Annotated in this window: 22 protein-coding genes; 13 read left to right on the top strand and 9 right to left on the bottom strand. The window is 71.2% G+C overall.

Translation table 11 applies throughout. The annotated features are described in order from the left end of the window. Positions 1 to 77: 77 nt before the first annotated feature. On the bottom strand, positions 78 to 938 hold the full coding sequence (gene folP / locus ACIQM4_RS06495) for a dihydropteroate synthase (protein WP_401586874.1): 861 nt from the start codon (positions 936 to 938) through the stop codon (positions 78 to 80). Between the two features lie 140 nt (positions 939 to 1,078). On the opposite strand from folP, the gene ACIQM4_RS06490 reads away from it, so the two are divergent. Next, entirely contained in the window at positions 1,079 to 1,561 is a 483-nt protein-coding gene (locus ACIQM4_RS06490) for a DivIVA domain-containing protein (protein ID WP_401586872.1), read from the top strand. After that, positions 1,558 to 2,142: a DNA-3-methyladenine glycosylase I gene (locus ACIQM4_RS06485; protein ID WP_401586870.1), complete on the top strand. Its 585-nt coding sequence runs from the start codon at positions 1,558 to 1,560 to the stop codon at positions 2,140 to 2,142. The genes ACIQM4_RS06490 and ACIQM4_RS06485 overlap by 4 nt, the downstream gene beginning before the upstream one ends. 42 nt (positions 2,143 to 2,184) lie before the next feature. Here the strand turns inward: ACIQM4_RS06485 and ACIQM4_RS06480 are convergent, their stop codons facing one another. Continuing rightward, positions 2,185 to 2,985 (bottom strand): enoyl-CoA hydratase/isomerase family protein, encoded by an 801-nt coding sequence (locus tag ACIQM4_RS06480; RefSeq protein ID WP_401586868.1) that lies wholly within the window; start codon positions 2,983 to 2,985, stop codon positions 2,185 to 2,187. 301 nt (positions 2,986 to 3,286) lie between these two features. Here ACIQM4_RS06480 and ACIQM4_RS06475 point away from each other — a divergent pair, with 301 nt between their 5' ends. Continuing rightward, positions 3,287 to 3,454, top strand: a complete 168-nt coding sequence (locus tag ACIQM4_RS06475) for a DUF3117 domain-containing protein (protein WP_003966491.1) — start codon at positions 3,287 to 3,289, stop codon at positions 3,452 to 3,454. A gap of 126 nt (positions 3,455 to 3,580) precedes the next feature. Here the strand turns inward: ACIQM4_RS06475 and ACIQM4_RS06470 are convergent, their stop codons facing one another. Then, positions 3,581 to 4,246 (bottom strand): O-methyltransferase, encoded by a 666-nt coding sequence (locus ACIQM4_RS06470; RefSeq protein ID WP_401586866.1) that lies wholly within the window; start codon positions 4,244 to 4,246, stop codon positions 3,581 to 3,583. A gap of 152 nt (positions 4,247 to 4,398) precedes the next feature. Here ACIQM4_RS06470 and sigE point away from each other — a divergent pair, with 152 nt between their 5' ends. From sigE to ACIQM4_RS06445, 5 genes are all read left to right on the top strand, one after another. Next, positions 4,399 to 5,181: an RNA polymerase sigma factor SigE gene (gene sigE, locus ACIQM4_RS06465; protein ID WP_401586863.1), complete on the top strand. Its 783-nt coding sequence runs from the start codon at positions 4,399 to 4,401 to the stop codon at positions 5,179 to 5,181. Next, positions 5,178 to 6,185, top strand: coding sequence for an anti-sigma factor family protein (locus ACIQM4_RS06460; RefSeq protein ID WP_401586860.1), 1,008 nt, complete (start codon positions 5,178 to 5,180; stop codon positions 6,183 to 6,185). The genes sigE and ACIQM4_RS06460 overlap by 4 nt, the downstream gene beginning before the upstream one ends. Before the next feature lie 147 nt (positions 6,186 to 6,332). After that, the gene (locus ACIQM4_RS06455; RefSeq protein WP_401586857.1) at positions 6,333 to 8,036 is read left to right on the top strand and encodes a S1C family serine protease; all 1,704 of its coding nucleotides are present in this window, start codon (positions 6,333 to 6,335) and stop codon (positions 8,034 to 8,036) included. A gap of 131 nt (positions 8,037 to 8,167) precedes the next feature. Further along, positions 8,168 to 8,650 (top strand): sec-independent translocase, encoded by a 483-nt coding sequence (locus tag ACIQM4_RS06450; protein WP_401586854.1) that lies wholly within the window; start codon positions 8,168 to 8,170, stop codon positions 8,648 to 8,650. Positions 8,651 to 8,860: 210 nt separating this feature from the next. After that, the gene (locus ACIQM4_RS06445) at positions 8,861 to 9,538 is read left to right on the top strand and encodes a hypothetical protein (protein ID WP_401586851.1); all 678 of its coding nucleotides are present in this window, start codon (positions 8,861 to 8,863) and stop codon (positions 9,536 to 9,538) included. 77 nt (positions 9,539 to 9,615) lie between these two features. Here the strand turns inward: ACIQM4_RS06445 and ACIQM4_RS06440 are convergent, their stop codons facing one another. The 3 genes from ACIQM4_RS06440 to ACIQM4_RS06430 are packed head-to-tail and all read right to left on the bottom strand — an operon-like array spanning position 9,616 to position 12,641. Then, positions 9,616 to 10,749 (bottom strand): Mrp/NBP35 family ATP-binding protein, encoded by a 1,134-nt coding sequence (locus tag ACIQM4_RS06440; RefSeq protein WP_401586849.1) that lies wholly within the window; start codon positions 10,747 to 10,749, stop codon positions 9,616 to 9,618. 43 nt (positions 10,750 to 10,792) lie between these two features. Further along, positions 10,793 to 11,380 carry a DUF1003 domain-containing protein gene (locus ACIQM4_RS06435; protein ID WP_401586846.1) on the bottom strand — a complete coding sequence of 196 codons (588 nt, stop codon included), beginning with the start codon at positions 11,378 to 11,380 and terminating at the stop codon, positions 10,793 to 10,795. Next, positions 11,370 to 12,641, bottom strand: a complete 1,272-nt coding sequence (locus tag ACIQM4_RS06430; protein ID WP_401586844.1) for a magnesium transporter MgtE N-terminal domain-containing protein — start codon at positions 12,639 to 12,641, stop codon at positions 11,370 to 11,372. The genes ACIQM4_RS06435 and ACIQM4_RS06430 overlap by 11 nt, the downstream gene beginning before the upstream one ends. 210 nt (positions 12,642 to 12,851) lie before the next feature. Between ACIQM4_RS06430 and ACIQM4_RS06425 the strand changes: the two genes are divergently transcribed. After that, the gene (locus ACIQM4_RS06425; protein ID WP_401586841.1) at positions 12,852 to 13,619 is read left to right on the top strand and encodes a hypothetical protein; all 768 of its coding nucleotides are present in this window, start codon (positions 12,852 to 12,854) and stop codon (positions 13,617 to 13,619) included. A 31-nt stretch (positions 13,620 to 13,650) separates the two neighbouring features. Here ACIQM4_RS06425 and ACIQM4_RS06420 read toward each other — a convergent pair whose 3' ends face one another. Beyond that, positions 13,651 to 14,163 carry a hypothetical protein gene (locus ACIQM4_RS06420; protein WP_401586838.1) on the bottom strand — a complete coding sequence of 171 codons (513 nt, stop codon included), beginning with the start codon at positions 14,161 to 14,163 and terminating at the stop codon, positions 13,651 to 13,653. A gap of 52 nt (positions 14,164 to 14,215) precedes the next feature. After that, positions 14,216 to 15,331 carry a magnesium and cobalt transport protein CorA gene (locus ACIQM4_RS06415; RefSeq protein ID WP_401586836.1) on the bottom strand — a complete coding sequence of 372 codons (1,116 nt, stop codon included), beginning with the start codon at positions 15,329 to 15,331 and terminating at the stop codon, positions 14,216 to 14,218. 527 nt (positions 15,332 to 15,858) lie between these two features. Between ACIQM4_RS06415 and ACIQM4_RS06410 the strand changes: the two genes are divergently transcribed. After that, positions 15,859 to 16,443, top strand: coding sequence for a suppressor of fused domain protein (locus ACIQM4_RS06410; RefSeq protein WP_401586833.1), 585 nt, complete (start codon positions 15,859 to 15,861; stop codon positions 16,441 to 16,443). Positions 16,444 to 16,629: 186 nt separating this feature from the next. On the opposite strand, the gene ACIQM4_RS06405 is transcribed toward ACIQM4_RS06410, so the two are convergent. Continuing rightward, a complete protein-coding gene (locus ACIQM4_RS06405; RefSeq protein WP_401586831.1) occupies positions 16,630 to 17,901 on the bottom strand; it encodes an MFS transporter in 1,272 nt (423 codons plus the stop codon). Positions 17,902 to 18,115: 214 nt separating this feature from the next. On the opposite strand from ACIQM4_RS06405, the gene ACIQM4_RS06400 reads away from it, so the two are divergent. The 3 genes from ACIQM4_RS06400 to ACIQM4_RS06390 all read left to right on the top strand — a co-directional run bounded on the left by ACIQM4_RS06400 (position 18,116) and on the right by ACIQM4_RS06390 (position 20,702). Continuing rightward, positions 18,116 to 18,754 carry a DUF6758 family protein gene (locus ACIQM4_RS06400; protein WP_401586828.1) on the top strand — a complete coding sequence of 213 codons (639 nt, stop codon included), beginning with the start codon at positions 18,116 to 18,118 and terminating at the stop codon, positions 18,752 to 18,754. Between the two features lie 203 nt (positions 18,755 to 18,957). Next, positions 18,958 to 19,824, top strand: coding sequence for a PHP domain-containing protein (locus tag ACIQM4_RS06395; RefSeq protein WP_401586826.1), 867 nt, complete (start codon positions 18,958 to 18,960; stop codon positions 19,822 to 19,824). Positions 19,825 to 20,096: 272 nt separating this feature from the next. Further along, positions 20,097 to 20,702, top strand: coding sequence for a MarC family protein (locus ACIQM4_RS06390; protein WP_401586823.1), 606 nt, complete (start codon positions 20,097 to 20,099; stop codon positions 20,700 to 20,702). Positions 20,703 to 20,768 lie beyond the last annotated feature (66 nt).

Genomic DNA, 20,768 nt, shown 5'->3' with positions numbered 1-20,768 from the left:
CGCACCCGGCCCTCCACGTAGGGCCGGGGCGCCTCCGGAGCACCTCCACGCGGAGCGCTCCCGGCGGAGCGCTGCTGCTACGCCAAGCCCCTGCGCGCCACCGCCGGCGCCCGCCACCCCGCGATCGACGCCACCATGTCCAGCACCTGGCGCGTCTCCGCCACCTCGTGCACCCGGTACACCTGCGCCCCCAGCCACGCCGAGACCGCCGTCGTCGCCAGCGTGCCGAGCAGCCGTTCCTTGACCGGGCGGTCCAGCGTCTCGCCGACGAAGTCCTTGTTCGACAGGGACACCAACACCGGCCAGCCCGTCTCCGCCATCTCCCCGAGCCGCCGCGTGGCCTCCAGGCTGTGCCGGGTGTTCTTCCCGAAGTCGTGGCCCGGGTCGATCATGACCGCGTCCCGTCGCACCCCGAGCGAGACCGCCCGCTCGGCCAGCGCGACGGTCACGTCGAGGATGTCGGCCATGACGTCCTCGTACTCCCTGCGGTGCGGCCGGGTCCTCGGCTCGGCACCGCCCGCGTGCGTGCACACCAGCCCCGCGTCGTAGCGCGCCGCGACCTCGGCGAGCTTGGGGTCGACGCCGCCCCACGCGTCGTTGAGCAGGTCGGCGCCCGCTTCGCAGACCGCCTCGCCGACCTCGTGCCGCCAGGTGTCCACGCTGATGACGACGTCGGGGAAGCTGCGCCGCACCTCGGCCACGAAGCCGACCGTGCGCCGCGCCTCCTCCTCGGCGCTCACCTCCTCGCCGGGGCCCGCCTTGACCCCGCCGATGTCGATGATGGCGGCGCCCTCCGACACCGCCTGCTCCACGCGGGCGAGCGCGGGCTCGTCCCGGAAGGTCGCCCCCTGGTCGTAGAAGGAGTCCGGGGTACGGTTCACGATCGCCATGATCACCGGCTCGTGGGTGTCGAACACGCGCCGTCCCAGCCTCAGCATCTGCAGGTTCCTCCTCGTCACGGACCTCGGGCGGCCCCGGAGAGGCCGTCTGTGACCTTAGCTGTCACACCCGCGTGGCACGATCAGGGTCGGAAGGATCGCGTGATTCGTGATCGTGTCGGTGCCCCGGGGAGACGCTGGTGTTCTGGTTCTTGCTCTTGGCGATGGTGGTGGTCGTCGCCGCGGTGACGCTCGCCGTCGTCGGCGGCGGTGACGAGGGTCCCCTCCCGGAAGCCGGCCCCGACCATCTGGTGGATCCGCTGCCCCTGACCCGCCCGGTCGCCCGCGCGGACATCGAGGCGCTGCGGCTGCCGCTGGCTCCTCGGGGGTACCGCATGGCCGACGTCGACGACGTCCTCGGCCGGGTCGGTGCCGAACTGGCCGAGCGGGACGCGCGTATCGCCGAGCTGGAAGCGGCCCTCGCGGGTGCCCAGGCCGCGACGGTCGGCGGCCCGCACCTCTTCACCGAACAGCCGGGGCCCGGCCCCGGCACGGAGTTCGACCCGGGCACGGAGCACGTTCCCGGCGTGGAGTCCGCCCCCGGCACGGAGCGTGCTCCCGGTACCGGGCCTTCCGATGATCCCGGAGCCCGTCCCTCCGGCCCCGGGGAGCCCCGCTCATGACCGGCGCCGCACCGGGTCCCGACGGGGCCCTGCGCTGCCCCTGGGGGCTCGCCACCGAGGACTACACCGCGTACCACGACACGGAGTGGGGCCGTCCGGTCCACGGCGACGACGCGCTGTACGAGCGGCTGTGCCTGGAAGCGTTCCAGTCCGGGCTCTCCTGGCTGACGATCCTGCGCCGCCGCGAGGGCTTCCGCACCGCCTTCGCGGGCTTCGCGATCGACCGGGTGGCGCGCTTCACCGACGAGGACGCGGCCCGCCTGCTCGCCGACCCGGGCATCATCCGGAACCGCGCCAAGATCGCGGCGACCCTCGCCAACGCGCGGGTGATCGGCGAGTGGGACAAGGGCGAGCTGGACCGCCTGATCTGGTCGTACGCACCGGAGGCCGGGTCCCGCCGCGCGCCCCGCTCACTCGCGGACGTGCCCGCCGTCACCCCGGAGTCGACGGCGCTGGCCAAGGACCTCAAGAAGCGCGGCATCCGCTTCGTCGGTCCCACCACGGCGTACGCCCTGATGCAGGCGTGCGGCCTGGTCGACGACCACCTGGCCGACTGCGTGGCCCGGGGAGGCCGCACGTAACGCACGCCACACGCCTCACGCCACACCCGCGTCACGCGTGGATCAGCGGCCCAGGTACTTCGGCTTCGCCTTGTCGATGAACGCCCGCACCGCGATGGCGTGGTCCTCCGACGCGCCCGCCAGGGTCTGGAGTTCGTCCTCCTTCTCCAGCGTCTCGGCCAGGGTGTGCCCGGTCCCGTACGCAAGGGACGCCTTCAGCGCGGAGTACGCCACCGTGGGGCCCTCCGCGAGCGCGCGCGCCACGGCCTTCGCCTCGGCGGCCAGGGCGGCGGCCGGCACCACCCGGTTGGCGATGCCCAGTTCGTAGGCGTCCTGCGCGCTGATCGAGCGCGGGAAGAGCAACAGGTCGGCGGCCCTGCCGTGGCCGATCAGCCGTGGCAGCGTCCAGGACACGCCCGAGTCGGCGGTCAGTGCGACCCCGGCGAAGGAGGTGTTGAAGGCGGCCTCCTCCGAGACGATCCGGTAGTCGGCGGCGAGTGCGAAGCCCAGGCCCGCCCCCGCGGCGACCCCGTTCACCCCGGCGACCACCGGCTTCGGCATCTCCGTCAGCGCGCGCAGGATCGGGTTGTAGTGCTCCTGCACGGTGCTCATCGTGTTGCCGGTGCCCGCCGCCCGGTCGGCGGTGAGCGAGGAGACGTGCTCCTTGAGGTCCTGGCCGACACAGAACGCCCGGCCCGTCGCCGTCAGCAACACGGCGCGCACGCCCGCGTCCTGGGCCGCGGCCTGCACCGCGTCCCGCAGCGCGACCTTCGCCTCGGTGTTCATCGCGTTCATGGCGTCGGGACGATTGATGGTGATCGTCGCGAGAGCGTCGGTCACCTCGTAGAGCACGGTGTCGGCCATCGTCGGTCCCCTCCAGAAGCGAAAATTGGGCATGCACAGGCCAGCATGGCGGAGATCGGCGACGCTGCACATGTGACCTGCGTCAAACAAAAAGTCGTCCGGAGCCGGTACAGAGCGGCGAAGTATCGCAGCTGGATCGCCGAATTGGGCCGTTTTGTGGCTGCGCGTTGCGCAAGCGATGCCAACCGATGTTGGTCATTGGGTCCTGCGATGCGGGATAATGGCCTGGAAGCAATGTGTTCGATGCCGGTGACACCTGGGTTGTCGGCTGCGTGAGCTGGTTTCAGGAAGGGGAACGAGCATGGCGGCCATGAAGCCGCGGACGGGCGACGGCCCGCTCGAGGTGACCAAGGAGGGGCGGGGCATCGTCATGCGCGTTCCGCTCGAAGGCGGCGGTCGACTTGTCGTCGAGCTGACTCCGGACGAGGCCGATGCACTCGGCGACGCCCTGAAGAAGGTCGTCGGCTAACGCCTGAAGGCGGATAGCGCTCTTATCTCTCCACTGCCCCGGCCACGCGCGAGCGTGAACCGGGGCAGTGGTGTTTTCCGGGAGCGGGACCGGCTCCGCACCGCCCCGGTCCCGCCGTGCGGGGCCTCAGCCGCGCCGTACCGCGCACAGCAGTCCGTCGCCCACCGGCAGCAGCGAGGAGACCAGCTCCGTCGACTCGCGCACCGTGCGCAGCAGTTCGCGCAGCCGCAGCACCTCGGCGGGCTGCGCGGCGGAGTCCACGGTGCGGCCGTCCGCGAAGACCCCTTCGAAACAGACCAGTCCGCCGGGGCGCAGCAGCCGCAACGATTCAGCGAGGTAGTCCAGGGACTCCAGCCGGTCGCCGTCGCAGAAGACGAGGTCGTAGCCGCCGTCCGCGAGGCGGGGCAGCACGTCCAGGGCGCGCCCCGGGATGAAGCGGGCCCGGTTCCCGGCGAAGCCCGCCGAGCGGAACGCCTGCTTGGCGAAGGTCTGCCGCTCCGGCTCCAGGTCCACGGTGGTCAGCACGCCGTCGGGACGCATCCCGTGCAGCAGATAGATGCCGGACACGCCCGTGCCCGTACCGATCTCGGCGACGGCTTTGGCGTCCGCCGTCCCGGCCAGCAGCCGCAAAGCGGCGCCGGTCCCCGGGGACACCGAGGGCACGCCCGCGTCCCGGGCCCGGTCACGGGCCCAGCGCAGAGTGTCGTCCTCGGCGACGTAGGCGTCGGCGAACGCCCAGCTCGTCTGCCGGTTGGCGGTAATGACCCTCTCCTGTCCCCGTAGTTGGCGCAACCGTGACTGTATCCGCTGGAGTCGGGAACTCGCAGATGGGACCGGTCGTTGTGAAGGGACAGGGGGGACAGATGGATCACGGTGACCGGGACCGGCAACGGGCCCAAAATTCACGCAAAGACTCTTATCCGGAGCTAACGGGCGAGGTGGTTATGGTAGGGGCTCCACTGGACACCACCAGAGCCGACAGGGGAGGTGCGGCTGCGGCCGGTGATCGGGGAGGAGTGCTCCGGCGCTTTCTCAGGTCTGCGGGCGAGCCGAAATCCGTGACCGACACCGCTGACCGTTCCACCCCCGCCACCACGGCGACCTTCGCTGACTTCTCGGACGCGGAGGAGACGTGGACGCCTCCCACCTGGGAGGAGATCGTCAGCACGCACAGCACGCGCGTCTACCGTCTGGCGTACCGCCTGACCGGTAACCAGCACGACGCGGAGGACCTGACCCAGGAAGTCTTCGTCCGGGTCTTCCGTTCGCTGTCGACGTACACGCCCGGCACCTTCGAGGGCTGGCTGCACCGGATCACGACCAACCTCTTCCTGGACATGGTGCGCCGCAAGCAGCGCATCCGTTTCGACTCCCTCGGTGACGACGCGGCCGAGCGGCTGCCCAGCCGTGACCCGTCGCCGCAGCAGGCCTTCCAGGACACCCACTTCGACGCGGACGTGCAGCAGGCGCTGGACACCCTCGCGCCCGAGTTCCGTGCCGCCGTCGTGCTCTGCGACATCGAAGGCCTTTCGTACGAGGAGATCGCCGCCACGCTCGGCGTCAAGCTCGGGACCGTCCGCAGCCGCATCCACCGTGGCCGCTCCCACCTGCGCAAGGCGCTGAAGCACCGCTCTCCGCAGGCCCGTGCCGAACAGCGCGCGATGGCCTCGGTGGGAGCCGGGATGCCGATCGTGCCCACGGCGGCCGGAGAGGGCGGACTAGGGTGAGCGGATCACGACCCACCCCGGCGGAACAGCACCTCGGGGACCGGCTCGCCGCCCTGGTGGACGGCGAACTGGGCCATGACTCGCGCGAGCGTGTCCTGGCCCATTTGGCTACCTGCGCCCGGTGCAAGGCCGAGGCCGACGCCCAGCGCAGGCTCAAGGACTTCTTCGCGCACTCCGCGCCGCCTGGCCCCTCCGAGGGGTTCCTGGCACGGCTCCAGGGTCTGCCGGGCGGCAGTGGCGACGAGGACCGGCCGGACGACGACGAGCCGCCGGGCCGCAGAAGATTCGGCGAGAGCTCCTTCGGCGTCTTCGGTACGGGTGACGACCTGAGGTTCGGCGGCCGGATCCGGTACGAGCCGGCCGCCGCCCACCAGGGCGTGCTCCCCGGCGCCGCACCCGACCGGGGCTTCCGGATCCACGAGGTCGGCCGCCCGGAGGGCGAGCGGGCAGGCGGGCGCAGGCCGCGCAGGTTCGCCTTCGCCGCGGCGAGCGCCGTCTCGCTGGCGGCGATCGCCCTCGGCGGCGCGCTCCCCGCCGAGACCGCGAACAACCCCGCGGCGCGGGGCGAGCGGGCCGGCGGACTCGTCCCGACCAGGGCGGCGACCCCCGCGGGCACGGACACCAGCCGTCGCCAGGGCGGTGCGAGCAGCGTCGGCTCCGCAACGGCCTCCACCGGCAGCGGTCCCACCCTGCTCTCGTCCGGCTCCGGCCGCGCGGGCACGGCGGCGCCGCCCGTTCCGTACGGCACGGGGCTGGCGGGGTATCCGCTCGCCCTCGCCCAACGGCACGGGCAGGCACTGCGGCAGGGCTGGGGCGGGTCCCAGGGGCCGTGGCACGGGCGGCAGGACGGCACGAGGGTCTTCCCGGTGTCCCTGCTGGACAGCTCGGTGGCCTCCCCGCTGATAGCCCCGGCGTCGACGGCGCCGCCCCCGGCGAAACTGCCGGCGACCGGTCAACTGGCCGCCCCTGCCACGCCGGAGCTCTCGGTTTCCCGCAGCCGCTGACCCGTACTCTGCGCGAGCAATCGCAAACCTGGTTGAATCCAGGTAAGGGGTGCCCGCCAGCGGGCGCGGAATCGGGTCGAGGTACGGATCCTTGTGCGGGTTTCCGTGCGGATCGCGGTACGGGCCCAAAGCAGTTGCGGGGAGAGCATGGACGAGGGCAAGCCCGCCGGACCGGTGGCGAAGTGGTGGAGCCGCCCTGCGACGGCGGGACCGGGGGCCCCGACGGCCCCGGCCCCGCCCGCCGCCGAGGTGCCGGGGATGACGGGAGCCGAGGAGCCGGTGGTCCCCGGGGCGGCGAGCCCTCCTGAGGCAGCAGGTCCTGTGACGTCGGGCGGCGGGTCGTCCGAGCCTGCGATACCTGGGCGCGAGGGATCCCAAGGGCCCCTTGGGATCGAAAGCGTCGAAGGATCCGAAGGAGTCGACGGTTTCGGCCGGGAGCGTTCCAAGCCCCTGCACGATCCCGACCCTTACGGCACACCGCCCTACGGAGGCCCCGGGCCGTGGGCGCCCGCACCGCCGGTGCAGATGCCGACACCGGCGCACGGCACCCACGTACCACCGCACTTCGACGCGCCTCCACAGCCACAGCCACACACGCAACAGTCGCAGCAGCCGTCCCACCCGCACCCGCAGCCGCCTCTCCAGCAGCAGTACCCGCCGTCGCAGTGGCTTCAGTACGACCCCTGGAGTGCGGTCCCCTCGCAGCCGTTGGTGTACTCGGACGCGGCGCCGCGGAAGAAGCGGCGACGCGGTGGTCTGTTCGCCGGTGCGCTGGTGATCGCGCTGCTGGCCGGGGGGATCGGTGGGGGAGTCGGTGCCTACATCGAGCGGAACAACGGGATCACCGGCGGCGTCCGGCTCCCGCAGGCCGACAAGGCTCCCCGGGACCGTGCCCCCGACACCGTCGCGGGCATCGCCGCCAGCGCCCTGCCCAGTGTCGTCACCTTCCATGTGAGCGGCGGCAGTGCCAAGGGCACCGGTACCGGGTTCGTCCTCGACAACAGCGGCCACATCCTCACCAACAACCACGTGGTGGAACCGGCCGGTGCCTCGGGCACCATCTCGATCACCTTCAGCAGCGGTGAGACGGCGAAGGCCACGCTCGTCGGCAAGGACAGCGGATACGACCTCGCCGTGGTGAAGGTCGCCGGTGTCCTCGGCATGAAGCCGCTGCCGCTCGGCAACTCCGACAACGTCCGGGTCGGTGACCCGGTGGTGGCGATCGGCGCCCCGTTCGACCTGCAGAACACCGTGACCGCCGGCATCATCAGCGCCAAACAGCGGCCCATCACCGCGGGCGGCGAGAAGGGCGACGGCAGCGACGTCAGTTATGTCGACGCCCTGCAGACCGACGCCCCGATCAACCCGGGCAACTCCGGCGGCCCGCTGGTCGACGGGCAGGCCCGGGTCATCGGCATCAACAGCGCCATCCGCGGCCCTGACAGCGGCTCCGGTCTCGAAGGCGGTCAGGGCGGCAGCATCGGTCTTGGCTTCGCGATCCCGATCAACCAGGCCAAGCGCGTCGCCGAGGAACTGATCAACACCGGCAGGGCCACCCACCCGGTGATCGGTGTCTCGCTCGACATGAAGTTCACGGGTGACGGCGCCCAGGTCGGCGCCAAGGGCGCGGACGCCACCCCGTCGGTCACTCCCGACGGCCCCGGGGCCAAGGCCGGCATCAAACCGGGCGACGTCATCACCAAGGTCGACGGCGAGCGGGTGCACAGCGGGGAGGAGCTGATCGTCAAGATCCGCTCACGGCGGCCCGGGGAACAGCTGGAGCTGACGCTGCGGCGCGGCGGCAAGGAGCAGAAGGTGACCCTCAGGCTCGGCAGCGCAGGGGACTCCTGACCGGCCGGGGGCGGCACCCGCCGGATGCCGGGGTGTCGTACGGACGGCAGACAGGTGTCACCTGAAGGTACCGTCCGGACAGCTGGGGCGGGTACCGTGGAACGAGCCCGGAGAATCCAAGGAGCTGCAAGGTGTTCACTGACATAGGCGGACTTGAGCTGCTGACGCTCGCGGTCCTCGCCGTGCTCATCTTCGGCCCGGAGAAGCTCCCGAAGCTGATTCAGGATGCCACGCGCTTCATCCGCAAGGTCCGTGAGTTCTCGGACAGCGCGAAGCACGACATCCGCAGCGAGCTGGGCCCGGAGTTCAAGGACTTCGAGTTCGAGGACCTCAACCCGAAGAACTTCGTCCGCAAGCAATTGGCCGAACACGGCGGGGACGACCTCGGGCTCAAGGAGATCCGCGAGAGCTTCGACCTGCGGGGCGAGCTCGAAGAGGTCACGGACGTGGTGAACGGCCGGGCCAGGCCCGCCGCCCGTACGCCTTCGGACACCCCGGACCCCGAGACGGGATCCGGCGCGCGGGCGAACCTCACCAAGGACGACGCGCCCGCCGCGGCCCCCGCGAACCTCCGCAAGGACGACCGCCCGTCGTTCGACCCCGACGCCACCTAGCCACCTGGCACGACAGCGCCCCGGCGCACCGGCGGGCCGCCTCACGCCGCGGCCGATTCGCCCTGCCGCGTACCGGACACACCGGCCGCAACCGCCTGCCCTGCCCTCCGCGCGCCGCCGGGGTGGCTATTCTCCATCTGTCCGGCTTGCAGGACGCCCGAGGGGGGCGGGCCGCACCGGACCCTGACGATCGAGGAGGCGGCCGGGCAGATGGAGACGACGAGTCGGGTAGAGGCGCAAGAGGATTCCGGTGCGCCCGGTGGGATCACCGCGGAAGGGGTGCCGGCAACCCGGCGTACGGTCGACGGCTATCTGCGCGCCCCGTTCCCCTGGTACGGCCTCGACGAGGCCTTCACCGGACCGCGCTGGCTGATGCAGGTCGGCACGGCGGCCGACGGCACCGTGCAGCACGGTGCGATGGGGCACGGCGACGAGCCGACGATACGAGCCGCCGGGGACGAGGGTCCGGACAAGGAGCGCTTCGCGGTCGTGGTGACCGTCGCCGCCTCGCCGGTACGCCGCAGCGGGGACGGCACCGGCACGCTGGACGCCACCTCGGTGTCCTCCGCGGCCTGGCTCGCCGGTTCCGGGCTGCTGTCGCAGACCTGGCCCGCGCAGCTCGACCACTCGATGCGGGACAACTGGCTCGACCAGCAGACCGAGGTGTCCTTCGAACTGGCCGACGACCTGGAGGGCCCGGACTGGTCGGCGCTCTCGCTGCCGGTCGACGGCGTGGCCACCCCGTTCCACTACCGCGAGTCCGAGTACGGCTGGGTGCTCGCCGGGTCCACCACGGCGGGTGTCCACCTGGGGGCGTACGGGCGCGGCATGAGCGCGTACGGCCTGGGGTTCTCGGTGGTGAAGGACGTCACCACGTACGACGCGTGAGCGCGGCTCATCGGTAACGGGTAAGGGGCGGCCTCCAGGAGGCCGCCCCTTACCCGTTCAGCTGCTCCGCCGCGTGGTCAGAACTTGTTGCGCGGAGTGATGCCCAGCGACATTCCGGAGAGCCCGCGGGCCCGGCCGCCCAGCTTCCCGGCGATCCCCCGCAGCGCGGATCCGGCGGGGGAGGCGGGGTCGGTCAGCACCACGGGGCGACCGTCGTCGCCGCCCTCGCGCAGCCGTACGTCGATGGGGATGGTCCCCAGCACCGGCACGGTCGCGCCGGTCGTCTTCGTCAGGCCGTCGGCGACCCGCTCGCCACCGCCCGAGCCGAACACGTCGACGATCTCGTCGCAGTGCGGGCACGGCATCCCCGACATGTTCTCGACCACGCCGACGATCTTCTGGTGGGTCTGGACGGCGATGGAGCCGGCCCGCTCGGCGACCTCGGCCGCGGCCTGCTGCGGGGTGGTGACGACGAGGATCTCCGCGTTCGGCACCAGCTGGGCGACGGAGATCGCGATGTCGCCCGTGCCCGGCGGCAGGTCGAGCAGCAGAACGTCCAGGTCGCCCCAGTACACGTCCGCGAGGAACTGCTGGAGCGCGCGGTGCAGCATCGGGCCGCGCCACACCACGGGCGAGTTGCCCGGGGTGAACATGCCGATGGAGATGACCTTCACGCCGTTCGCCGACGGCGGCATGATCATGTTCTCGACCTGGGTGGGGCTGCCCTTCACGCCGAGCATCCGGGGCACGCTGTGGCCGTAGATGTCCGCGTCGACGACGCCGACCTTCAGGCCGTCCGCGGCCATGGCCGCGGCCAGGTTCACCGTCACCGAGGACTTGCCGACACCGCCCTTGCCGGAGGCCACCGCGTACACCCGGGTCAGGGAGCCCGGCTGGGCGAAGGGGACCTCGCGCTCGGGGGTGCCGCCGCGCAGGGCGCCCGCGAGCTCCTTGCGCTGCTCGTCGCTCATCACGTCGAGCTCGACCGTGACGCCGGTGACGCCCTCGACGCGCTCTACGGCCTCGCGCACGTTCTTGGTGATCGTTTCCCGCATCGGACAGCCGGAGACGGTCAGATAGACCGCGACGGCGACTGTGCCGTCCGCCCCGATCTCAACCGATTTGACCATGCCGAGTTCAGTGATCGGTCGGTGGATCTCGGGGTCGTTCACCGTCGCCAGTGCTTCACGCACCGCGTCTTCCGTAGCCATGCTCCGATACTACGGCGGCGGGGTGCCCGAGCGGGAAGCCCGGTCAGCGGTCGGCTTCGTCACCCCGGTCCGTGCGCTCCGCCGGGAATACGGCCCGGCGGTCCTCCAACTCCTTGACCAGGTCCTGGAGTTCGGAGCGGATCCAGTCACGGGTGGCCACCTCGCCCAGGCCCATCCGCAGGGCCGCGATCTCGCGTGTGAGGTATTCGGTGTCGGCGATGGACCGCTCGTTCTGCTTGCGGTCCTGTTCATGGGTGACCCGGTCCCGGTCGTCCTGCCGGTTCTGCGCGAGGAGGATCAGCGGGGCCGCGTAGGAGGCCTGGAGGGACAGCGCCAAGGTCAGGAAGATGAAGGGGAATTCGTCGAACCGCAGATCCTTGGGCGCGAAGATGTTCCACAGCACCCAGATGATGATCACCGCGGTCATCCAGACGATGAACCGACCCGTGCCCAGGAACCGGGCGATCTTCTCCGAGAACCGGCCGAAGGCCTCCGGGTCCCATTCCGGCAGCAGACGCTTGCGCGGCGCCTTCGGCTGGTCCAGGCGTACCCGGGAGGCGCGCGTCACCGCGCTCGCGCCGCTCGTGGACCGCGCGCGCTCCTTGCCCTCACCACCCCGCTCAGTGGCCACCGATGACACCCCCCGGATTGAATTCGGTCTCCCGCCAGTCGTCCGGCAGCAGGTGGTCCAGCACGTCGTCGACGGTCACGGCCCCGAGCAGCGCCCCGCCCTCGTCCACGACGGGCGCCGCCACCATGTTGTACGCGGCGAGATAGCTGGTCACGGCGGGCAGCGCGGTGTCCGGCGACAACGGCGGCAGGTCGGACTCCACCACCGAGCTGACCAGCGTCCCCGGCGGCTCCCGCAGCAGCCGCTGGAAGTGCACCGTACCCAGGTACTTGCCGGTCGGGGTCTCGTCCGGCGGCCGGCACACGTACACCTGCGCCGCCAGCGCGGGGGAGAGGTCCTGCTGCCGCACCCGGGCGAGCGCGTCGGCGACCGTCGCGTCCGGCCGCAGCACGATCGGCTCGGTCGTCATCAGACCGCCGGCCGTCCGCTCCTCGTACGACAGGAGCCGCCGCACGTCCGCCGCGTCGTCCGGCCGCATCAGCTCAAGCAGCCGCTCCTTGTCCTCCTCCGGCAGCTCGGACAGCAGGTCGGCCGCGTCGTCCGGGTCCATCGCCTCCAGGACGTCCGCCGCCCGCTCCTCCTTGAGCTTGCCGAGGATCTCGATCGAGTCGTCCTCGGGGAGCTCCTCCAGCACGTCCGCCAGCCGGTCGTCGTCGAGGGCGGTGGCCACCTCGGCGCGGCGCTTGGGCGTCAGGTGGTGCAGGGCGTTGGCGAGGTCGGTGGGGCGCAGCCGCTCGTAGGCGGCGATGAGGTTCTCCGCGCCCTGCCCGTGCTCCTCCAGGGAGAACCCGGTGACCGCCGACCACTCCACGGTCAGCGTCTCCCCCTTGCGGCGCAGCGCACCGCCCTTGCCCTTCCGTACGAAGACCTTGTCGATCTCCCAGTCGCGGCGGGCCGGAAGCTGCGCGATGGCCACGTCGAGGACGGTCACCTCCTCGTCGCCGTCGACCAGCCGCACCCGCCGGTCGAGCAGCTCGCCGAGCACGAGCCGCTCGGTGGGGCGCTGTTCGAAGCGGCGCATGTTCACCACACCCGTGGTGATGACCTGGCCGGACTCCACACCCGTCACCCGGGTCATCGGCAGGAAGATCCGTCGCCGGCTGACCACCTCGACGACCAGGCCGAGCAGGCGCGGCGGCCGTCCGCCGACCCGCATCATGGCGACCAGGTCGCGGACCCGCCCGACCTGGTCCCCGTTCGGGTCGAAGACGGGCACGCCCGCCAGGTGCGAGACGAAGACGCGCGGCGCCCCTGCTGCCATCCCGGCTGCCTCCTTCTCGTGCTGTGCTGCGGGCCGGACGAGATTTGTCTGCAAATACGCCTGATACCGGCTTCAGGCTAGCCCGTGGAGATCAACGACGCTCCGTCGGTCCGACCGTACGGCTCTCTGCCCTTCGGCGCAGACGACCCGGGTACGCTGCCCTCTGCCGACCGGACACCCCGGACCCCCGCAGGAGAGGCAGTGCCGACCGTGACCGTATTCTCCCCGGCTGCCCGGGTCCGCCGGGCCGTACTCCTCGGTGCGGTCTGTACCGGTCTCGCGGCCGGCCTCGCCGGGTGCGGCGAGGACCCGGACGAGGGGACGAACGGGGTCGGCAAGCTGTCCGCGGCCGAGATCGAGGGCAAGGCACGCGCGACCGCGAACGCCGCCGCCGCGGTACGCCTCACCGGTACGTTCGTCAGCAAGGGCGGCACGTACAAGCTGAACATGCGGCTCAAGAAGGACGGCGGCGCGGGCTCCGTCACCACCAAGGACTCCACCTTCGAGCTGCTGCGCATCGGCGACGAGCTCTTCATGAAGGCGGGCGCCGACTTCTGGCGGCACGACGCCACCCAGCCGGGTGCCACCTTCAAGCAGGAGGACGCGGACGCCGCCGACAAGCTGGAGGACAAGTACGTCAAGGTGCCCAAGGGCGACCCGGCGTACGACCAGTTCCGCGGCTTCACCGACAAGGACGTACTCCTCGAAGGCCTGCTCGGACTCAACGGCTCGCTCGGCAAGGGCGACCGCGAGAAGATCGCGGGCATGCGCACCATCAAGGTGGTCGGCGGCGAGGACGGCCGGGGCGGCGCCCTCGACGTCTCCCTGGAGAAGAAGCCCTACCCGCTGCGGCTGGCCCGCGCGGGAGGCGCGGGCGTCGTGCAACTGGCCGACTGGGACAGGGACTTCACCCTGACACCGCCGCCGAAGGACCTGACCGTGGACTACGGCCGCCAGCTGCCGAAGGCGAGCGACTAGCTCTCCTGCGGGCCCCGTCCGCCGGGCGGCCCTAACGCCTGCGCCCGCGCTTCAGGAGCAGCTTGGGGAGCCCGGCCGGGGCGGGCTGCCTGGTGGTCGCCCAGGTCGGCAGCGGGCGCGCGGCGAGGGAGTCGTCGGGGAGCGCGCCGACGCCGCCCTGCGGGGTGAGCCGCAGCACCCGGCACTCGCGGGCCCAGCGGTCGGTCATCTGCTCGGCGTCGGGCGCGTTCAGCCGCTTGCCCTTGAGCTCGGCGACGGCCGCGTCCCACTCCTCGCTGCCGGCGGTCAGCTCCCGGACGACGGCCGTCCAGGCGACGAGCCTGCCGCCCTTGTCCTTGCTGCGCACTGTGACCTCGGCGGCCGAGCCGTCCGCGAGGCCCGGGAACGGCTGCTCACCGGGACCGTCGCCGACCAGGTGCGCGGCGCCGTCGAGCCACACGTGCCAGAGGGCGCGGGCGGGGCCGGACCCGCGCACCCAGATGAGGCCCGACTTCTTGGTGGCCTCCTCGACGAGGGCCCGGTCGAGGAACGAGGTCTGCGACATGGGAGCAGCCTAGGCCCCGTCGCGGGCAGCGGGGCGAACCGGGACGGGCCCGCTACAGCCAGCCGTTGCGCTTCAGCAGCCGGTGGATGGCGAGACACACCACCGCGATGCCGCCGAGCACGATTGCGTACCCGTACTTCCAGTGTGTTTCCGGCATGTGATCGAAGTTCATGCCGTAGACGCCGCAGATCATCGTGGGTACGGCGACGATCGCCGCCCACGAGGTGATCTTGCGCATGTCCTCGTTCTGCGAGACCGTCGCCTGCGCCAGGTTCGCCTGCAGGATGGAGTTGAGGAGCTCGTCGAAGCCGACGACCTGCTCGTGCACGCGCGCCAGGTGGTCCGCGACGTCGCGGAAGTACTTCTGGATGTCCGGGTCGATCAGCCGCATCGGCCGCTCACTGAGCTGCTGCATCGGGCGCAGCAGCGGCGCCACCGCGCGCTTGAACTCCAGGACCTCGCGCTTGAGCTGGTAGATCCGGCCCGCGTCGACGCCCTTCGGGCTGCCCTTCGCGGGGGCCGAGAACACGTCGATCTCCACCTCGTCGATGTCGTCCTGCACGGCCGAGGCCACCGCGATGTAACCGTCGACGACGTGGTCCGCGATGGAGTGCAGGACGGCGGACGGCCCCTTGGAGAGGAGCTCGGGGTCGTCCTGGAGGCGGTGGCGCAGCGCGCGCAGCGAGCCCTTGCCGCCGTGCCGGACGGTGATCACGAAGTTCCGGCCGGTGAAGCACATGAGCTCACCGGTCTCCACGACCTCGCTGGTCGCAGTCAGTTCGTCGTGCTCCACGTAGTGGATCGTCTTGAAGACGGTGAACAGGGTGTCGTCGTAGCGCTCCAGCTTGGGCCGCTGGTGTGCGTGCACCGCGTCCTCGACAGCCAGCGGGTGCAGCCCGAACTCGGCGGCGATCCCGGCGAATTCGGCCTCCGTCGGCTCGTGCAGACCGATCCACGCGAAGCCGCCGGACTCACGTACCCGGATCATCGCCTCGTGCGGGGTGGCGCACTCCTTCATCCGGCGGCCGTCGCGGTAGACGGCGCAGTCGACGACCGCACTGGAGGAGGAGTGGTCGCGGGTGGCGTCGTAGTTGGCGTAGACGGTCGGGGTGTTCTTGCCGCGCAGGGACGGACGTACGACTGCGCGCAGGTCACGGATCATCGACATGGCGGTCTCCTTCTCAGGAAGCCGTCGGCGGAGCGCGTGGCACTGCCCGGAATGGAGACGTGCGGCGTCACGGCGGTGTGACTGTCACGGTGCGGGGACCACCGGTGTGCACGTCGGCAAAGCGGGCGGTACCGCGAGGACGCGGTGACGGCGTTCGCTCAGACACGGGTCAGGCAGATCAGGTAAGGGCGAAGTGCTCTTCCGTCGTGCCCGTCGTACGTGTGAAATTCCTGGGAACCGAGGTGTTTCGGTGCTCCGGGAGCCGGGTACGAAGCCCTCAGACCGCGTGGGGCAGAGGTGGTACGGAAGAGCGGTTGGTACTACCGGGTCGACTTCGATCCACCGCAGCCCCACCTCCTCCGGCCGGTCCCCCGTGGGGGACGACGTGTCATCAGGGGCGACGAGTAACGCAGAAGCGTTGTTTCCGATCGCCCCGACCAGCGGCCCAGGCTACCAGCCACCCTCGGTGTCAAGTCCCGTCGAGGCGCGCCTTTGCCCGTTCCATACGCGGCCTATGCTCGCGGACCATGGGAGATGTTCTTGCGCTGGTAGAAGCCCGACTGCGGACGACTCTGGGCGAACCGGACGCGCGCGCCGCCGTCACGTTCCTCGGCACGGACCGGATCGAGGTCCTGCGGTTCATGGACGGCGACATCGTGCGTTACGCCACGCTCGGCATGTCGGCGACCCCGATGGCCGACCCCACCGCCGCCCTCGCCGACCCGGTCAAGGGCCCGCGTGCGGAGCTGGTCCTCTCGGTGCGCGCCGGGCTCGCGGACACCGACAAGGTGCTCCGCCCGCTTGCGGTCCTGGCCGCTTCCCCGCAGGTTGAGGGCCTGGTCGTGGCGCCGGGAGCCTCGCTGGACGTGGGCGGGCCGCTGTGGCCCGGCGCGCCCTTCAGCTCCGTACTGGTGGCGGAGGCGGGCGGCCTGGTCGAGGATCTGGAACTGGCGGGGCCGATGGACCCGGTGCGCTTCCTGCCGCTGCTGCCGATGACGGCGAACGAGGCGGCCAGGAAGCGGGTGAAGGGGGCTCAGGAACTCCAGGAGCGCTGGCTCTCGCACGGCACGGACCTGCGCGACCCGCTGCGCGCGGGCGTACCGCTGGACTGAGCGGACCGGCCGGGAAACGCACTGGAATTCGATCTTCGGGAAGGGCGTGTACGGACGGCCGGCAAAGCCCCGTAGGACGGCCCGCAGCCCCGCAGCGCGACCGGCAACCCCCGCAGCACGGACCGCAAAGCCCCGCCGCCCGGCCAGGGGTTGCCGGGCGGCGGGGCGGCTCGGGTGGGCGGTGGCTCAGCTGTTGGCGAAGACCGTCACGCCGTCCTCGGTGGCGTGCGCGGGCCGGAGCTCCTCGGCCTCGTGGGTGAGGGCGCGCCGGCGGACCAGGACGACCACCGCGCCGAGGACCGCCGTGATCGCGGCGACCACGAAGGGGATGTGGATGTTGCTCCACTCCTCGATCTTCGGGGCGAGGAACGGGGCGGCCGCCGCGGCGAACCAGCGGACGAAGTTGTAGCCCGCGCTGGCCACCGGCCGCGGCGCGTCCGAGACGCCGAGTGCCAGCTCCGTGTAGACGGTGTTGTTCACGCCGATGAAGGCACCGGAGACGATCGTGGCGACGATGGCGGTGGTGTGGTTGCCGAAGCCCAGGACGAGCAGGTCGACGCCGAGCAGGACCAGCGAGCCGCCGAGCACCTTCAGTGAGCCGATGCGCTTCTGCAGCCGCGGGGCGACGAGGACCGAGAAGACCGCGAGCAGCAGACCCCAGGCGAAGAAGACCGCGCCCGACTTGTACGGGGTCATGTTCAGCACGAACGGCGTGAACGCCAGGATCGTGAAGAACGCGTAGTTGTAGAAGAAGGCGGATCCGGCGACCGAGGCAAGACCTCCGTGGCCGAGCGCCTTGATCGGGGCGAGGAGCGAGGTCTTCTGCGCCGGCTTCGGCTGTTCCTTGAGGAAGGCGAGGATGCAGATGAAGCCGATGGCCATCAGGGCCGCGGTGCCGAAGAACGGGTAGCGCCAGCTCGCGTTGCCCAGCGCCGCGCCGAGCAGCGGGCCGCACGCCATGCCGAGGCCGAGCGCAGACTCGTACAACAGGATGGCCGCGGCGCTGCCGCCGGCCGCCGCTCCGACGATCACGGCGAGCGCCGTCGAGACGAACAGCGCGTTGCCGAGCCCCCAGCCGGCCCGGAAGCCGACCAGTTCGCCGACCGAGCCCGAGGTGCCGGACAGCGCAGCGAAGACCACGACCAGCGCGAGCCCGAGCAGCAGCGTCTTCTTGCCGCCGATCCGGCTGGAGACGAATCCGGTGACGAGCATCGCGACGGCGGTGATCAGGAAGTACGAGGTGAACAGCAGGGAGACCTGGCTCGGGGTGGCGCTCAGGCCCTTGGCGATGGACGGCAGGATCGGGTCGACGAGTCCGATGCCCATGAAGGCGACGACGGACGCCCCGGCGGTGGCCCAGACCGCCTTCGGCTGCCGCAGCAGGCTGCCCGCGCCCTCGTCGAAGGGGTCCTCTCCCCGGCCCGCGCCGTGTGACACGACTGCCTTGCCGTGTGGCATGACTTCCCTCGCTCTCCGCTAGATCGTTGCGATATACAAACAATAAGTTAGATTCCCTAATGGATGCAAGCTACATCTAGTTTTGGCCGGTGGGAGGCGGGGAAAGTTCGGGAGAGAGATCGTGAAGCCGCAAACCGTGCACGGCTGAGGCGGTGCGTGCCGGACGGGTGATCGTCCTTGACGCGGCGTCGACCGGGGAGGACTGTTGGGCGCTATGAGGGGCGAACCCAGTTGCCCGAAGTGCGGAGGCCGGGTCAGGGCGCCCGGTCTGTTCGCCGACACCTGGCACTGCTCCGAGCACGGCGCGGTGCACCCGCTCCAGCCGGTGCTGCCGCCCAGTGTCGAGGCCCTCGCCGTCGCGGTGAACCGTGCGCAGGTCCCCGTCTGGATGCCGTGGCCGCTGCCGGTCGGCTGGCTGTTCAGCGGGATCGCGTACGCGGGTGACGACCGCACCGGCGGCCGGGCCACCGCGGTCGTCTGCTCGGGGCCCGGGCCGCTCGGCGGGTTCGGTGAACTCCTGCTGGTGGCCGAGGAACTGGGCGTGGGACTCGGCGCGCGCCATGCGGGCATCGACGGCCCCGACCCCGGTGCGCACATCGCCATGGAGAAGCCTCCGCAGACCAAGGTCCTCGCGGCAGGCCGGCCCACCCCGATGTGGCACGTCTCCGGCACGCCGGCGGACCGCGCGGTCTTCGCGGGCGAGGCGCGCGGAATCTGGCTCTGGGCGATCGTCTGGCCCGAGCAGTCCGGTCTGCTGATGTACGACGAACTGGTCCTGACCGACCTGCGGGACGCCGGGGCAGAAGTGGAACTGCTGCCCTGCGGGGCGCTGTCGCGGCGCATTCTGTCCTGAGCGGACGGCGTGCGGGGACGGGTGAACAGCCCGGATGGGCAGCCCGGACGGACGGGCCGACCGGACGGACGGGCCGACCGGACGGACGGGCCGACCGGACAGCTCAGGGTGGAACCTGCTCGCGGGCGGTTGACCTGGGCATGTTCCGGTTCCAGTTACCCTTGGACGTCCCCTCCGTCCGCCCTGCCCCTGGAGTACACGTCGTGCGCATCGACCTGCACACCCACTCCACGGCGTCCGACGGCACGGACACCCCCGCCGAGCTGGTGCTGGGCGCCCGCGCCGCGGGGCTCGATGTCGTCGCCCTCACCGACCACGACTCGGTGCGCGGCCACGCCGAGGCCGTCGCTGCACTGCCCGAGGGCCTCACCCTCGTCACCGGCGCCGAGCTCTCCTGCCGGCTGGACGGCACCGGCATGCACATGCTGGCGTATCTCTTCGACCCCGAGGAGAGCGAGTTCGCCCGGGAGCGCGAGCTCGTCCGGGACGACCGGGTGCCGCGTGCCAAGGGCATGGTCGCCAAGCTCCAGGAGCTCGGCGTTCCCGTCACCTGGGAGCAGGTCGCACGGATCGCGGGGGACGCCTCGCTCGGCCGCCCGCACATCGCGGAGGCCATGGTCGAACTGGGCGTCGTCGAGGACGTCTCCGCCGCCTTCACCTCCGAGTGGCTGGCCAACGACGGCCGGGCGTACGTCGACAAGCACGAGCTGGACCCCTTCACCGCCATCCGCCTGGTCAAGCAGGCGGGCGGCGTCACCGTCTTCGCGCACCCCGGCGCCGCCAAGCGCGGCGACACCGTACCGCTGAGCTCCGTCGCCGAACTGGCCGCCGCAGGCCTGGACGGCATCGAGGTCGACCACATGGACCACGACGCGGACGACCGCGCCAGGCTCCGCGCCTTCGCGGCCGAGCACGACCTCCTGGTCACCGGCTCCAGCGACTACCACGGCAGCCGCAAGAGCGTACGGCTCGGGGACTACACCACCCACCCCGACGTCTACGGCGAGATCACCCGCCGTGCGACCGGCGCCTTCCCGGTGCCAGGCGCGGGTGGACGCCCGCGCGCGTAAGGACTTCTTCGCAGGTCCAGGGCGCGCCTGACCGCACCGGGCCCTCCGGTGCCGTACGAATCCGTACGCACGGCACGCACGCGTCCCACCGCATGCGCACCCGTACGCACCCGTACACACGCATACGCACCCGTACACACGCATACGCACCCGTACGCACGCATACGCACCTGTGTGCACGCGTCCGGCAAACTCCCCCATGTTCCGCAACGAGCTGTGCCCCGCGCGCCTGTGTGCGCCGTCGGTACGGCCCCTTCCCGCAAGGCCTCACTGTGCTCGACTTCGCTGTTTTCGGATCCCTCTTTCTCACGCTTTTCGTAATTATGGACCCCCCTGGGATCACCCCGATCTTCCTCGGTCTGACCTCGGGCAGGCCCGCCAAGGTGCAACGCCGGATGGCCTGGCAGGCGGTGGCCGTCGCGTTCGGCGTGATCGCCGTCTTCGGTGTCGTCGGCCAGCAGATCCTGGACTATCTGCACGTCTCGATCCCCGCCCTGATGATCGCGGGCGGCCTGCTCCTGCTGCTCATCGCACTCGACCTGCTGACCGGTAAGAATGAGGAGCCGACCCAGACCAAGGACGTCAACGTGGCCCTCGTACCGCTGGGCATGCCGCTGCTCGCCGGGCCGGGTGCGATCGTCTCGGTCATCCTCGCCGTCCAGCACAACAACACCGTCACCGGTCAGATCTCGGTATGGGCGGCCATCGTCGCCATGCACGTGGTGCTGTGGCTGGTGATGCGGTTCTCGCTGGTGATCATCCGTCTGATCAAGGAGGGCGGTGTGGTGCTGGTGACGCGCCTCGCGGGGATGATGCTCTCCGCCCTTGCCGTGCAGCAGATCATCAACGGCATCACCCAGGTGGTCCGGGGCAGCTGAACGCCCCCGTGCAGGTGCTGCACGGGGGCGCTCGGGGAAATCGTCGAAATCGTCTTCGTTACGTCG

The organism is Streptomyces sp. NPDC091272 (assembly GCF_044757485.1).
Taxonomy (GTDB): Bacteria; Actinomycetota; Actinomycetes; order Streptomycetales; family Streptomycetaceae; genus Streptomyces.
Note: the sequence above shows the minus strand (reverse complement) of the source record. Positions and strands in the feature narration are given on the sequence as shown.